Here is a 14,948-nt window from a genome sequence, read left to right as displayed (position 1 = left end):
GTTTTGCACTAAATATAGGAATTATTTAGGAATTCCGATGCTGACTGTGTGCTGATTGACCTGATTTTGCAAACTTTCGATTGCGGCTTGATCACCCCAGGATTTGAACAAGGACAAAACAAATAATTTTGCCTGCAACTGATACCCCTCTTTCGTTAAATGCAATTGATCCTTCAGGAAACAACCATTTTTTACCCATTCTGCACTTGAACCAAAACCACCCATCACCTGATTCAAATCATAGTACGCAGCGGGCAATTCAGACAAGGTTTGAACGACCTGCTGCTGAAATTTGGGGATGCGTTTCTGGCTGCGCGTATCGGGTGGACTGGTGAAAAGAAATACCGTTTCAGGGGATTTGGCCTTCACATCTTGCATAAATTCGGCTACCGCCTGGCTGTAGGTTGCTGGATTCCAGTTTGCATTATAGGCTTCATTAGTTCCAAAGGAGCAGATCAGTAGATCCGGCTTTAGGAGTTCAATTTGGTCCAAAGCTACATTCCCTCGAGACTTCAGATGCGTAAACTGCGCTCCAGCCACGCCTAAATCTTGGTAATCGATACTAGTTTCATTGGACAAAATCTCCACCCCGTGTAGCGTAAATTCATCTTGATTTGAAGCGCTTTTATGAAGACCTAGGGTAAATTGACTTACTTTAGTATAGCTTTTAAAATCCCAATAGGCCACGTTTCCTTGGTAACCACGTTTCTCTAAAATAAATTCCAGTCCTACATCTGGAATCATCGCGCAAGAATCTGAATGAGTCCAAACCCGAATCTGATTCAGCGTAGCCAGGGAATCCTTCAACGTAAAGGTGATTTGTGCGGTACTATCACGCGTAGAAACGGCATAACCTGATAAGCCAATATTCTGACCCGTTGATGACTTTAGAATAGATGTTCCTTCCCAGCGACCCATCGATTTGGATTTTAGGACACGGCCATCGACACTTTTCGCGAGACTGTAGGGGAATTGAATTCCTTCCGTTTTCACTCCCAATAGTCGTTTAATCTCACCAGAGAAATGACCAATTTGTATGTGTGAATCCCCCAGATGCAGGACTTTCAAGGTTCCAGACTTCCATTTAGTTGCTAATGCGGCTACGTCTACATCTCGCTGAATGACGTTGCAAGAATGACAGACTTGAGTGGAATCCACTTTGGCAAAAAGAGGAAGCGATAACACCCAAAAGAGCAGAAATACATACCTCAAAATTGAAAGTAGATAAAGGGTTGCACCAAGGTGTCGCGGAATTGAATGATTAATTGCAGGGCCGCTAATAAGAAGAAAAACCAAAAGAAGGAAGGCACGTAAAATGTTAATTCAAATGCTTTCCGCTTCCAATTTTCGGGAATTATTGTCCAAGATAAAAGGGCCACGAGTAAAATAGCTAGTTCATTTCGTGAAAACCAGAAACCAACAAAATCAGTCTCAGAAGTCGCACTGGCCATTTGATTCAGCACTAACAATGCCGTATCGAAATCACGCGCCCGGAAGAAAATCCAACAGAAAGTGACAAAGCTAAACGTAAAAATGCCGCCTATTAAGTCCATCCATTTGCCTTCCGGAAGGTATTTATGGACCGCCTTATGAAGTGCCAGCGCTAATCCGTGCGCAGCTCCCCAGCAAACAAATTGCCAACTAGCCCCGTGCCAAAAACCACCCACTAACATCGTGATCAACAAAAAAAGATAGGTATTCAATGTCCCTTTTCGATTTCCACCTAACGGGATATAGACGTAATCGCGCAGCCAGGTGGAGAGGGAAATATGCCACTTGCGCCAAAATTCCGTCACATTCGAGGATCCATACGGATTTTCAAAATTCTCCTTCAAGCGATAACCTAACAATAAGGCTAACCCTATGGCCATATCAGAGTAGCCGGAAAAGTCAAAATAGATCTGAAAACTATACGCTAGTGCACCCAACAGATTCTCTCCACCCGTATAAAAGGACGGGTTCTCAAATACCATATCCACGTATTTTCCCAGGTAATCTGCAATCAATAATTTCTTGATCAGTCCAGTCACAATCCGAAACAAACTTTCTTTGTAGCGGCGAGCATCCAGGTTTTCTGGGGAATTTATTTGGCCTAAAAAATCCTTCGCACGAACAATCGGACCCGCCACCAAGTGTGGAAAAAAGGTCATGTAAAAAGCATAATCGAGGAAGCTTTTGGAGGACCGAATCTCGCCTCGGTACACGTCCACGATATAGGAAATCGACTGAAAGGTATAAAAAGAGATCCCGATAGGCAGAAACAAATCCACCGGCTCGAAGTGCGTCAATAAGAGCCAATTCGTGTTCTCTAAAATGAAATTAGGGTACTTAAAATAGAGCAAGAAAGAAAGGCTAAACAGAACGGCGATGCTCATCCAAATTTGCTTTGAATTGCCTTCGGACCGTTCGATTCTGCGAGCAAAAAGGAAATCCACCACGATTTGGAAGACAAAAAGGGCTAAAAATGGGCCGCTCGATTTATAGTAAAAGAATAAACTAAAGGCGATTAAATAGATTTTACGCAGGGCATTTTGGGTAAAAAGGAGTGCATAAAAAAAGAGAAAAATCCCGAATGCAAACAGGAATGAAAACTCCGTAAAAAACCAAGGCTCTTTCGTGGAATACAGCATGAATTCACGAAGGAGCTGCTCAAAAGGGATCAACCCAAACGCCTGCTTAATAACCTCTATAATCTGCTGCATTTAAAACAATTGCTTTGTATTTTTTAGGATAGCCAAACCGCGTTGGAGGCATCATCCTAATCTTCCAACGACTCGATTCCTGCAACCAATTAGCTACATTCCCCATCCAAATGCGGTAACCTGGCAACGAAGGATGTCTGCCATCTGTCGCTTTCGGTAAAACAAGGTGTTTAGAAGAGAAAAAAGCAGCGGAATCAGCTACTGCTTGAAAGGCATCCGTCACCACGTAATCATAGCCCCAATTCGTTGGTCCAATCCAAGCATAGGGGATTCCGCTCAGGCGTTTATGAAAACCTTTAGCTAGGGTTTTTCGAGTCACATAATCCTTTGCTAAAACTTCATTTAGGCCAAATAAAACAAATACGAAACTGGGACGATAGCGTTTGATAATCTTGGAAATCGTATCGGATTTCGCAAAGTTCAAGGAAGTGGCAGACGCCCACTCGACGGTGGCGACGAGTTTGTGGCCGTTGCTTTGGCAATAATCATTCAATACATTCTTCATCCCACCGGCTTCTGAATCACCTATTAACAATACCCGGTGCTGCGTGGAATCATCCACACTCGAGTCCGGCAAAATGGGCTCAGGAATGGCAGAATACACCATTTCTGCGGTATCTGCAGGGACGACATAGGTGGGAATGGTATCAACTTTAGCTACCTCGATAATTTCCGAAACCTGTTCCGCGGGTTTTTCTATCTCAACTAACTTCTTGATTTCTTGATCCGCAAGCAAATAAGTGTTGGGGATATAACTGTACAAATACAGCGCAGAACACGCTATAATGAAACAAAGAGCCGCCCAAAACAGATAAAACCTTTTCATCTAATCAATCAACGTAAAAGATTTCTTCATTAACCGAATCCAGCGTTTCGCATTCGCCGCATAACGCGCCTTCGCCATTGCCCGCGTCCATTTCATCGGATCCGGATTCCCTTTCAAGTTTGTGTAGTATTTTTTGCTAGCCAAAACCTCGCAAAAATCCACCATACTATCCTCTGGGCGCGCATAATGTTTGAAACTAGACTTCTTTTTACGCGAATATTTACCGCGCAATCCAAAGTAATTATGCTGCTTTATGGATTGCTTAGACTGACCAAAACCGGATTCACAAATCCCCACCCCAACAATTAATTTCGAAGGAATCCCATACACTTGAGACAAGGAATCAATGAAGGGTTTGTAGCGTTGGATTTTCTCCTGCGTGCCTTGAAAGGCTTGCGCTGAAAGCTGGAAAAACAGGACAATAAAAAAGAAAACAATGGGCTTCATACGAAGCAAAAATACAAAATTAAGCGCGGATTACCACGGTCAAACTACGGGCACCGTGTGCCCCAATCACGAGCGATTGCTCAATATCTGCGGTCTTCGACGGACCGGCTAAAAACAAACCGAAGCTCGAGTTCGGCTTTTTTAGTTCCTCATAAGCGGCATGCATATTCGGAACTATTTTAGAAACGTTGATCACTAAATGTTGGCAAATGAATGGCGCCACCCGATGCGGTAAGGCTTCCTCCGTCAACCAAATCGCCCCATTTTCCGCGACTCCAAATTCGCCATCGATTTCCAATACTTCCACTTCGGCTAAACTCAAACCTTCTAAGGTTTTGTCATATCTACGCCTACTTGGAAATTCGATTTCCAATGCTTCGGCGGTCAAAACACGCGCTCCTACCACCTCCAAAGCAGCTTTGAAATCAAAATCTTCCGACGCCCCTTTAAAGTCGCCTGGATGACTTATTTCGCTTTGCACGTGAATTTTCCCTAATATTTCTTCTCTTGCGCTCATCGTTTCTTGTACCATTCTTGAAAACTCTCCTTGGGTGCTTCTGGCATCTCCCGCTGTTTGTACCAAGGGTTTAATCGGGAATTGAATAGGGGTGCAAATCTCCGCAGGAGCGACCCTCCTATTCGATAAATCGCCGGATGAGCTAATGTGAATGCCATCAGCTTCATGCCTATCGTTTTGCCTACTGGAGCTAATCCTGCCGCCATCAAGTCTTGACGCCAAAACCACAATTGCTCATGGATATTTATCTTCACCGGACAGACATTGGAACAAGAACCACATAAAGTGCTCGCAAAAGGTAAATCAGCATTGGCTTTCTTGTCAATATTAGGCGCTAAAATGGAGCCGATCGGCCCTGCCACCGGCTGATGGTAACTATGTCCACCACTTCTTCTGTACACCGGACAGGTGTTAAAACACGCCGCGCAGCGGATGCATTTCAACGAATTCTTGTATTTCGGATCCGCGAGTTGCCGTGTACGGCCATTATCTAACAAAACAATATGCATTTCCTGACCTTCGCGTGGTTGATGAAAATGCGAGGAATAAGTAGTAATCAATTGACCTGTGGCGCTGCGTGCAAGCAATCGTAAAAACACGGCCAGATCCGCTCGTTTAGGAATAATCTTTTCAATACCCATGCAGGCAATATGGACTTTAGCCAAATGTGCTCCCATATCCGCGTTACCCTCATTTGTGCAAACCACAAATTCGCCCGTTTCAGCAATGGCGAAATTCACACCGGTGATGGCTACATCAGAGGCTAAAAAATGGCCACGTAAATGTTGGCGGGCTGCCTCCGTTAGAAACTGTGGATCTTTATTACCCTTAGGCGTCCCTAAATGCTGATGGAACGTCTCGCCCACATCCTCTTTTTTCAGGTGAATAGCTGGTAATACAATGTGACTAGGTGCTTCCTTACGAAACTGCACAATGCGTTCTCCTAAATCGGTATCCACTACTTCGATGCCTTTGGAAGCCAAATAATCATTGAGGTGGCATTCCTCCGTCAGCATCGATTTACTCTTCACTAGGACTTTAGAACCCTGTTCCGCAATAATCTGGTGAACGATCGCATTATGTTCCGCTGCATCTGCCGCCCAATGCACATGTATTCCATTCGCTGTCGCTTTCGCTTCGAAGGCTTGCAAATAGCTGCCTAAATTCGCTAAGGTATGATCTTTGATTTGAGAGGCGTGTTCACGCAGGGCTTCCCATTCGCGCAATACCATCGCGGCCTTATCGCGCTTTTCACGCACAAACCACAAGGTTTCATCATGCCAGTCGGTCCGTTGAGCATCCGCAATAAATTTCTCCGAAGCTTCTGCGTGACTAATCATGATTCAATATTTCTACGATGTGTTTTACCTGAACTTTAGAACCTTGGCGACGCAAAATCCCCTCCATATGCATCAGGCACGAAGTATCCGCTCCCACAATATATTCCACTGCATTCGCATCGTGTTCCTTAATTCGGTCCTGCCCCATCTTCACCGAAACGGCTTCTTCAGTAACACAGAAGGTTCCACCGAAACCGCAGCATTCATCAGCCCGTTCAGGTTTTAAAATTTCAACACCTTCCACTAGTCCCAATAGATCTTCTAATTTCGAAAAAGGCTTTTCATTGCGCTCTGTCATGGAACTCAAACGTAAACCACGTTGTCCATGGCAGCTTTGGTGCAATCCGACACGATGTGGGAATTTTGCAGGCAAGGAAGTTACCTTCAAAACATCCGTCAAAAACTCACAAATCTCGTATACCGATTTCCGGATTTTCTCCGATGGATGATGCTCTTTTAGATGTAATACGCAAGAACCGGATGGCCCCACGATGTAATCAAAACCGACAAAATTGTTAGTAAAATTAGTATCGCAACCCTCCGTGGAGGATGCAAAACCGGAATTGGCCATCGGTTGGCCGCAACAAGTTTGGTCTTGCGGTACAATGACTTCGCATCCCAGTTTCTCCAACAATTCCAAACTCGCCACCGCTACTTGCGGATAGAATTGGTCAATGTAACATGGAACAAACAGGGCAACGCGCATCCTAATAACGTTTCAATTGAATTAAATTTTGGGGTAATTCCCCTTCGTAAACCAATAAAGCAGCCCCTAAAGCACTCGCTTGGGCAACTTCTGCGGCATACACTTCTACATCTGGAAAGGCACGTGCTAGTAAGCGCATGTACCATTCGTTTTTACTAAAACCGCCATCGACAAGCAATTGTTTGACCGGTGCCTCTTTCAGCAACAGGTTCAAACTACAGATTTGTTGACCTACCAAATCTACCATGAATTGGTCATATGCCGAAGCCAAATCCGGAAAATCATTCAAATCACGTGAGGCGAAGGCTGATTCAAAAACGGAAGATGCTTTCGGTTTTAATTCGAACACTTCGTTTGAAAATTTCAAATCGGTAAATGATCCGCCAAAATGCTGTTCCATCCGAGCCACCTGCTCCTCATGAAAATGCCCTCCAAATAAGCGAGAAGCCTTCACCGGTTTTCCATTGGGTTGCAAATAACACAAGACATCTTGTTCTAATTCCGCAGCGCTTAACGGAGATTCATTGAAAGGATGCATCGCAATGCACCAGGTACCGGTCGACAAGAGCACAAATTTCTCCGAAACCGTGCGCAAATAAGGTACTAAAGCTGCAGAGGAATCATGTAGACCGAACCCATAATTTATTCCATCCATTTCCATACTAGACTCGCTGGCTATTGGAGCTAATTTATCTTCAATAAGGGAAACCCAGGGATGGTATTGCCCCTTGTCAAAATCCCATAAAGCGGTGTGGCAACCGATGGATGTAATCTCTGATAAAAACTTACCCGTAAAAAGGGAAGCTAAGTAATTAGGAAAATGAAAGGCTTTGAATACCTCCGACCAAAAAGGCTTTGAACGTGCTGCGTATACTTGTAGACCTGAATTCAAATTCCCTAAAATGGGCGATGCCGTTTTGCGCGCAAATTCCGCTTCTCCTCCAAAATCTGCATAGGGAAAAGGCGCGGAAGCTGGTTTCAAATAATTATACATGGGCGCCACCGGCTCCCCCGTTCGATCCACATACACAAACGAAGCGCCATAGGCAGAAAAATTCAAGCCGATGAGTTCGAATTCAGGTATTTGGCAAAATTCTGTAAACGTGGAAACAATCCATTGTTGAAGTGCGGGCAAATCCTCGCAAGGAAATCCATCCTCATCCACCATCTCCGCAAAATGCTGTTGTTTCTCGAACACAATCTGAAACGAAGTATCCCACAGAAAGACCTTTTTATTCGTCTTTCCTATGTCAAATACCGCGATGACAGGTGTTTTAACACTCATATTACAATCCCGTCGCTACCGTTTTCGCACCACGTGCCTTGATTAATTGATCGCGCATTTTCTCCTGACGGAATAAGGCAATGGGATCCAAAGCTCCGCCTAATTCCAATCGTGCTTGTGCCACTAATGCGCGTACATCCGTACGGAAAACAGCCTGTAAAATCTCTTGGCAACGCACTACATCATTTGCTTCACGTGCTGCTTCTAAGGCTGCACGATCTATTAATAATGCTTGAGCATAGGCGATTTGAATCGCTTCCACCGATTGCAATAAATCTTCTAATGGATCTTTTACATTGTGTGAGGCGTCGATCATCCATCCTAGGTCTTTCGCATGATTCATTCCTTTCGCGTCCATCCCGTCCACTAATTCATTGAAGATTAAGAACAACTGATATGGTTTAATTGAGCCTGCCGTCAAATCATCATCGCCATATTTCGAATCGTTGAAGTGGAAGCCGCCTAATTTACCCTCCATCAACAAGATCGAAACGATTTGCTCGATGTTCGCATTCGGTAAATGATGACCTAAATCGACCAAGGTCTTTGCTTGCGGCCCTAATTTATTCACCATTGAATACGAAGCACCCCAGTCACCCACGGTCGTCGAATAGAAGTTCGGCTCGTAGGCTTTGTATTCCAAATACAAAGACCAGTCGGCAGGTAGCGCCGCATAAATCTCCCGTAAACTATCCACCGTGCGCTCATAGGCATGACGGAAGTTCAACTGACCTGGAAAACAAGAACCATCAGATAACCAAACGGTCAATGCCTTAGATCCAAGTTCCACCCCGTGCTTAATTACCTCTATGTTATGATCAATCGCCTGTTTCCGAGTCGCCGCAGAAACATGTTGCAAGGATCCGAATTTATAGGAATGCGCTTGAACCGCTTGATCTTGAAAGGTATTTGAGTTCACTGCATCGAAAGCCAAACCATGTTGGGCAGCTAGCGAACGAATCGCAGTAGGGTCCGTAGGGATATCCCAAGGAATGTGCAAAGAAATCGCGCCGGATGACTGATTCAAGGCATGCAATAAACCCACATCCGCGATTTTTTCCTCCAAATTACGAGGTTCGCCTCCGCCAGAGAACCGACCGAAACGCGTTCCTCCCGTGCCTAAGGCCCAAGAGGGAATCGCAATTTGAAAATCCTTTAATTTCTGCAAAATGCCAGCTGGCAAGTTCACCTCGGATTTCAAGAAATCCAATCGGCGGGTATGTTGGGCTAATAATGCCTCGTTATGATTCGAAATATTCATCTTTGTGCTCATACTATCTTATCTTAAAAATCCTGCAGCCACACCGCCATCCACGTTCAAGGCATTTCCCGTAGACTTATTCAATAAGCCTCCCACGAATGCGAAACACGCGTTTGCTATATCATCCGGCAAAATAGATTCGTTCAAAAGGGTCCGTTTCGCGTAATAGGCTGGCAATTCAGCCACGGTGATGCCATAGGCTTTGGCACGACCTTCGGCCCATCCACCTGCCCAAATATTGGAATCAGCGATCACCGCATCTGGATTCACCGTATTCACCCGGATATGATCCGGTCCTAATTCCGCGGCCAATAAACGTGTCATGTGTGCCTGCGCTGCTTTCGCACTGCCATAACCCACATTATTAGGTCCCGCAACAAAAGCATTTTTTGAGACGATGTTCACGATGTCGCCACCTAATCCCTGCTTGCGCATCACGGCAATCGCCGCTTGCGAAACCAAGTATTGACCCTTCACTAAAATGTCATACAATTTATCCCAGTCAGCCTGCGTATGCTCCAAAATCCCTTTCGAAATCGAAATTCCCGCATTATTCACGATCAAATCTACCCCACCAAAATCCAAACAAGCCTGCTTCATCGCCACCTCGATTGACTCTTGATTCGTTACATCGGCAATTACCGTGGAAACCACATCTTTCCCGAATAAGCCAACAAATTCTGCTTTCGCCTCCGCTAAACGATCAGCGTTCACATCATTCAATATCACGCAAGCCCCTTCTTGAGCCATCTTTTTGGCAATCGCCTTACCGATTCCCCCACCGGATCCAGTCACAAATGCGACACGGCCAGATAAGGCTTTTGGTTTTGGCATGCGCTGCAATTTAGCTTCCTCTAACAACCAATATTCAATATCAAAAGCTTCTTGACGTGGCAAGGATGTATACGACGAAATCGCCTCCGCTCCACGCATCACGTTGATAGCATTGGTGTAAAATTCAGCTGCAACGCGGGCGGTTTGTTTGTCTTTGGCAAAGGTAAACATCCCCACACCTGGGTATAAAATCACGACCGGATTCGGGTCACGCATCGCCGGTGAATTCGCGTGCTTGCAAGAATCATAATACGATCCGTACATGATGCGGTAATCCTCGAATAAAGGAGTCAAGGCTTCCACAGAAACATCCGATCCCAAAACCAATGGCGAAATTTTCGTCCGCAAGAAGTGATCCGGACAAGAGGTACCTAGGGGTGCCAAACGATCTAAATCATTCGAATTGATGAATTGCAACACGCGCTCATCGTCGGAGAAGTGTCCCACCATTTGAACGTGCGACGAACAGAACCCACGAAGAACAGGTGCTAAGGCAGCAGCCTTCGTTGCACGCTCTTCCGCAGAAAACGAAGACATCCGTGAACCGCCAAAAACAGTAGCCGTTTTCGACTCAATGTATTCCGCACATTTTTCAATGACCTCTAAGGTATTCACATAGCATTCGTACGAGGTATCGCCCCAGGTAAACAAACCGTGCGAACCCAACATGATGCCACGCAATTGTACACCACGTGATGCGGCCTCATCTAAACAGGCTTTTAATTGCAAGCCTAAATCGAAGCCTGGGCGTTGCCAACCTACCCAGCCGATTAATCCGCCGAAAAGATCTTTCGTGATTTGCTCCCCATCTTTCGACGCAGCAATCGCAATGGCGGCATCGGGATGCAAATGATCAATGTGTTTGAATGGCAAGAAGCCGTGCAAAGGCGTGTCGATGGAAGGGGCTTTGGACGACAAATCAAAGATGCAATGGTTGAACAATTCCACCATCTCATCTTCGTGTTCCAAACCGCGGTAGACATTCGTTAACGAACGTAAACGATCCACGTACAAGGCTGCGCAGCCTGACTTTTTCAAGGTGCCAATGTCGCCACCGGAACCTTTGATCCACATCACTTCGGTTTCTGAACCCGTTAACGGGTCTTTATCCTGCAATTTCACCGAGGTATTTCCCCCGCCATAATTCGTGATGCGTAAATCCGCCCCTAAAATATTCGAGCGGTAGATGAATAAGTCGACTTCATTCCCCGCGAGTGCCGCTGCTTTAGCGTCGTCCCAGAGATAAGATACGTGTTTGTACATGGTTCTATTTTTTTCTTAAAACTACAGAGGTTAAAGCGGCTAACCGTCCTATCCTACCTAGGGATAGTCAAATTATTTATCCCGGCTTTTAAGGGGTATTTCTTTCCTTGCCAAACAAAGTTTCCACTGACCGTCCCCGGCAATGTAATCGAAGCACTTCCTGGTTTGTATTGCACCTGAATTTCGCCTTGCGGATGCGGCACCACTCCTTCGACTTCCTTAAGCTCGCCTAGTTGTGGCTCAATCTTCACCTTCGCAAATGCCGGCGCATCGGAATCTACTCCTAAGACGATGCGGAAGAATTCGATGTTCGGACTAGAGCCCCAAGCATGGCAATCAGATCGCGAGGTAGAAATGTCAGAAGTTTCTGCCCAAGTCGTCAATCCCATATCGATATTTTCTTTCCAGATAGAAAGCCATTTCAAGTAGTCGTTGCCCTTTCCTGCTTTGGCCAAAGCTAAATGTAGATAATACTTAAAGTAGATCGTCGCCTGCGCCATATTTTTATCAGCTAGCAATTTATCTGCCACACCTGCAGCCGGCATTCCCGCTAAAATCGCTAACGAATTAGCATGCTGAGAAAATTTATCATGAACCTCCGTATCTGCATATAATCCGCGGCCTGCATCCCAATAAAGGGCGCTCAACACAGGTTTTAAGGCTTTCACTTTCGCCTCGTATTTAGCCGCCATTTCTGGATAGCCAAAATGCCGTTCTAATTCAGCCGCATTTTGCAATACCCACATATACTGAAAATCGATCACTGCCGAACGACCCGAAGGTCCTACCGGCGCAATTCCCCGTGGCCAAGCATTTACCCAGTCCGAAAACGTCCAATAGGGAATGTTCTGCAAGGTCCCATCTGCTCCTTCGAAACGGGCAAAATAATCCAAGATGCCGCGCATGCCGGCCAATTTATTTTTCAAGAAAGAAGGATCTTTTCCATAACGCAAATAATCATGCAACATCCCGATGTACCACAAGGAGAACGTCGGAATTTGTTGGTGCAAATCTGTCGGATAGCGACTTAAAGTTATGCCCTCCGCGATGCGCGAATGATCCATGTGATCCAACGCTTGACGCATTAAACGCTCGTCTCCCGCGTAATATAGGCTCACAAGCGCCTGTATCCGTGCATCACCGATGTACTGCAATTGTTCGTAATAGGGACAATCCATATAGGTTTCCATGGCACACAGACGTGCTGTGCGGAAACCCACATCGAGTAATTGGGGAATTAATGGATTATCCGTTTTCAGCGACGCTTTTGCCTGAAACGGGAATCCCGTAAACACACTCTTGAAATCCTGTAAAGTCAAAGCCTCCGCTTCTGTCTTCACCGTCAAACGAACATAACGAAACGTTCGGTAAGTCATCGATTCAAACGTATGGTCAGCCCCATCAGCAATAAGACTGTCTTTACGTCCTAACCAATATTTGTTATCGATCTCATTCCGATTGCCTTTGTGATTCCCATTCTTCGTCGTAGTGCTTAGCGCTTTCTTTTCATAGAGTCCCTCCGCGTAGGTGAGGCCAATTTTGGCATCTTTCCCTCCGCTAAACTTTAATTGGGGATAGGCATTCGTTAAGACCCCTTGATCAATCCAAAGGTCCACCGAAGAGTTTGCTGGCACCACAAGCGATTTCCCATGGATTAAGTCTCCCTCCCCTTTACGAATAGCCGCAAACCGTTGTTCCTTCATTTCCATACAAGGAATCGCAGATGGATATAGCATCCAGCCACGCGCGTCGATGGACGCCCCTTTCGTTAAACCAGGACCTAACGATTTCGCACCGATAAATGGCGACCAACCTTTGGCATAGTCTTGTAATTCCCCCGCACCTGCCACATAATAGCCTGGGACGCGAACGGCCAATGGACTTACCCCTATATTTTTAGCCACTTCCCAGCGAACGTTGGTATTGAATGCGTCAAAAGCCTCCTCATCAGACTGCAAAATAAATCCCGTCGCATAAGATATTTGAGCTTCGGACTTTCCTTTCCCCTCATTCCAAACCAAAGCCTCCACGGTATTCACCCCAGCCTTCAAGTAAGGAGCAATGTCAAGTGTCTCAAAGTTCCAGAAATACAAATCCCCTCTCGCCGGACCAGCAGACACCCAGGTCCCATTCACATATAGTTTATAGCGATTATCACCGGAAACGTGAATAATACATTTCTCTGGCTTAGCTAACAAAGGGACCTTGTGTTGAAAGCGGTAAACCCCGTAGTCTTTCAACCCAACTAAATTATAGGCGTTCGCCGAATTTTCTGCATACGTTATCCAGGAAGCCTTCCAAGGTTTATTCCAAAGTTCTGGTTTCAGGTTTTGGGTATAGACTGCAGGTCCTACAAGTAAAAGGAATAGGAGGATTTTTTTCATCGGTTTAGAAAGTATTCGTAAAAAAAGAGACGCGGCAAGCGCGTCTCTCAAAATCTATTTCTTTTTCTTTGGTAGCGCCATATCCATATAGTCTACGACCAAACTACTCAAGGCTTTCACCCCCACTTGGAAATGACCTTCATCTAAATGAAAGTCTGGCGTGTGGTGTCCAGCTACTTCATCCGCTTTCTTATTGTCTGGTCTCGCTCCTAAAAAGAAGAAGAAGCCAGGCACTTTTTGTTGGAAGAAAGAGAAATCTTCCGCACCTGTATGAGCAGGAACGGTTCTAACGCGATCTTTCCCGTTCACCCCTTGCAAAGTAGGTAACATTTTTTCTACTAGTTCCGGATTGTTATAAGTCACAGGATAACCTGTTCCGATGTTTACATCTGCTTTACCTCCTCCACTTTCTGCGATGTTTGTCGCAATGTCCTTAATGCGTTGGTGCACTAATTTGCGCTGTTCTACTCCAAAAGTCCGAATCGTTCCGATCATATGCGAAGATTCTGGAATGATATTTTGGCGAATTCCACTGTGAATGGCACCTACTGTCACAATGGCTGGATCTTCTGTAATATTTACAGAACGCGAAACGATGGTTTGCAATCCCATCACGATTTGAGAGGAAATGACAATTGGATCGACACCCGTCCAAGGACTCGCGCCATGCGCTTGCTTTCCTTTGACTTTAATGTCTAGTTGATCAACGGCTGCCATCGTGGCACCTGGCTTGTATTCAATTACCCCATTATCAGATCCAGAGGCAATGTGTAATCCAAAAATAACATCGACTTTCGGGTTTTCTAAAACACCCTCCTTCACCATTAATTCAGCACCCGCTAGAATCGTCTCTCCTTTATCGTTGTAAACTCCTTCTTCAGCTGGTTGGAAAATGAATTTTACCGTACCCGCTAAATTCGCTTTTTCAGAGGCCAAAATTTCCGCCACCGCCATCAAAATAGCCACATGAGAATCGTGTCCACAGGCGTGCATCACGCCCGTTTTTTGGCCATTAAATTCTGTTACTACTTTCGACTTAAAAGGCAAATCTCCACGCTCTGTTACCGGCAAACCATCCATATCAGCACGTAATGCTACGACAGGACCCGGCTTTCCGCCTTTCAAAATACCCACCACACCCGTGATACCCACTTTCTCCTGCACCTCGATGCCAAGAGAACGTAAATGTGCGGCCACAATACCTGCAGTACGCACTTCTTGGTTACCTAGTTCAGGATGTTCGTGGAAATCCCGTCGCCAAGCAATGACCTTATCTTTTAAGGCATCGGCTTTTTGAGCGATCGCTGGTTTTAAAGAAGATTGTGCATCCGCTAAAAAGGGTGCAGCTAATAGTAATCCTAAGGCTAGTTTTTTCATTTGTTT

At 45.4% G+C, this 14,948-nt stretch carries 12 protein-coding genes; all 12 read right to left on the bottom strand.

Translation table 11 applies throughout. From position 1 onward, the window contains the following. Positions 1-21: 21 nt before the first annotated feature. From SKC35_RS01725 to SKC35_RS01670, 12 genes are read right to left on the bottom strand one after another with little or no spacing between them, the layout of a single operon-like run. The gene (locus SKC35_RS01725; protein ID WP_377977775.1) at positions 22-1,212 is read right to left on the bottom strand and encodes a GDSL-type esterase/lipase family protein; all 1,191 of its coding nucleotides are present in this window, start codon (positions 1,210-1,212) and stop codon (positions 22-24) included. Next, positions 1,209-2,702: an MBOAT family O-acyltransferase gene (locus tag SKC35_RS01720; RefSeq protein WP_377977774.1), complete on the bottom strand. Its 1,494-nt coding sequence runs from the start codon at positions 2,700-2,702 to the stop codon at positions 1,209-1,211. Before SKC35_RS01720 ends, SKC35_RS01725 begins: the two co-directional genes overlap by 4 nt. After that, complete coding sequence (locus SKC35_RS01715) at positions 2,677-3,528, bottom strand: hypothetical protein (RefSeq protein WP_377977773.1); 852 nt, start codon at positions 3,526-3,528, stop codon at positions 2,677-2,679. Before SKC35_RS01715 ends, SKC35_RS01720 begins: the two co-directional genes overlap by 26 nt. Continuing rightward, positions 3,529-3,975, bottom strand: coding sequence for a glucosaminidase domain-containing protein (locus tag SKC35_RS01710; RefSeq protein ID WP_377977772.1), 447 nt, complete (start codon positions 3,973-3,975; stop codon positions 3,529-3,531). A 19-nt stretch (positions 3,976-3,994) separates the two neighbouring features. Next, positions 3,995-4,492 (bottom strand): LutC/YkgG family protein, encoded by a 498-nt coding sequence (locus tag SKC35_RS01705; protein WP_377977771.1) that lies wholly within the window; start codon positions 4,490-4,492, stop codon positions 3,995-3,997. Further along, positions 4,489-5,832 carry a lactate utilization protein B gene (locus SKC35_RS01700; protein ID WP_377977770.1) on the bottom strand — a complete coding sequence of 448 codons (1,344 nt, stop codon included), beginning with the start codon at positions 5,830-5,832 and terminating at the stop codon, positions 4,489-4,491. Before SKC35_RS01700 ends, SKC35_RS01705 begins: the two co-directional genes overlap by 4 nt. After that, positions 5,825-6,538 carry a (Fe-S)-binding protein gene (locus SKC35_RS01695; RefSeq protein WP_377977769.1) on the bottom strand — a complete coding sequence of 238 codons (714 nt, stop codon included), beginning with the start codon at positions 6,536-6,538 and terminating at the stop codon, positions 5,825-5,827. Before SKC35_RS01695 ends, SKC35_RS01700 begins: the two co-directional genes overlap by 8 nt. A 1-nt stretch (position 6,539) precedes the next feature. Then, positions 6,540-7,823: an FGGY-family carbohydrate kinase gene (locus SKC35_RS01690; RefSeq protein ID WP_377977768.1), complete on the bottom strand. Its 1,284-nt coding sequence runs from the start codon at positions 7,821-7,823 to the stop codon at positions 6,540-6,542. Between the two features lies 1 nt (position 7,824). Beyond that, positions 7,825-9,096, bottom strand: a complete 1,272-nt coding sequence (locus SKC35_RS01685) for a sugar isomerase (RefSeq protein ID WP_377977767.1) — start codon at positions 9,094-9,096, stop codon at positions 7,825-7,827. A gap of 6 nt (positions 9,097-9,102) precedes the next feature. After that, entirely contained in the window at positions 9,103-11,181 is a 2,079-nt protein-coding gene (locus SKC35_RS01680; protein ID WP_377977766.1) for a bifunctional aldolase/short-chain dehydrogenase, read from the bottom strand. A gap of 53 nt (positions 11,182-11,234) precedes the next feature. Further along, complete coding sequence (locus SKC35_RS01675) at positions 11,235-13,565, bottom strand: alpha-L-rhamnosidase-related protein (RefSeq protein ID WP_377977765.1); 2,331 nt, start codon at positions 13,563-13,565, stop codon at positions 11,235-11,237. Between the two features lie 54 nt (positions 13,566-13,619). Beyond that, entirely contained in the window at positions 13,620-14,942 is a 1,323-nt protein-coding gene (locus SKC35_RS01670; protein ID WP_377977764.1) for an amidohydrolase, read from the bottom strand. Positions 14,943-14,948 lie beyond the last annotated feature (6 nt).

Source organism: Aquirufa originis, assembly GCF_042714495.1.
Taxonomy (GTDB): Bacteria; Bacteroidota; Bacteroidia; order Cytophagales; family Spirosomataceae; genus Aquirufa; species Aquirufa originis.
This window is presented reverse-complemented; position numbering and strand designations above follow the sequence as displayed.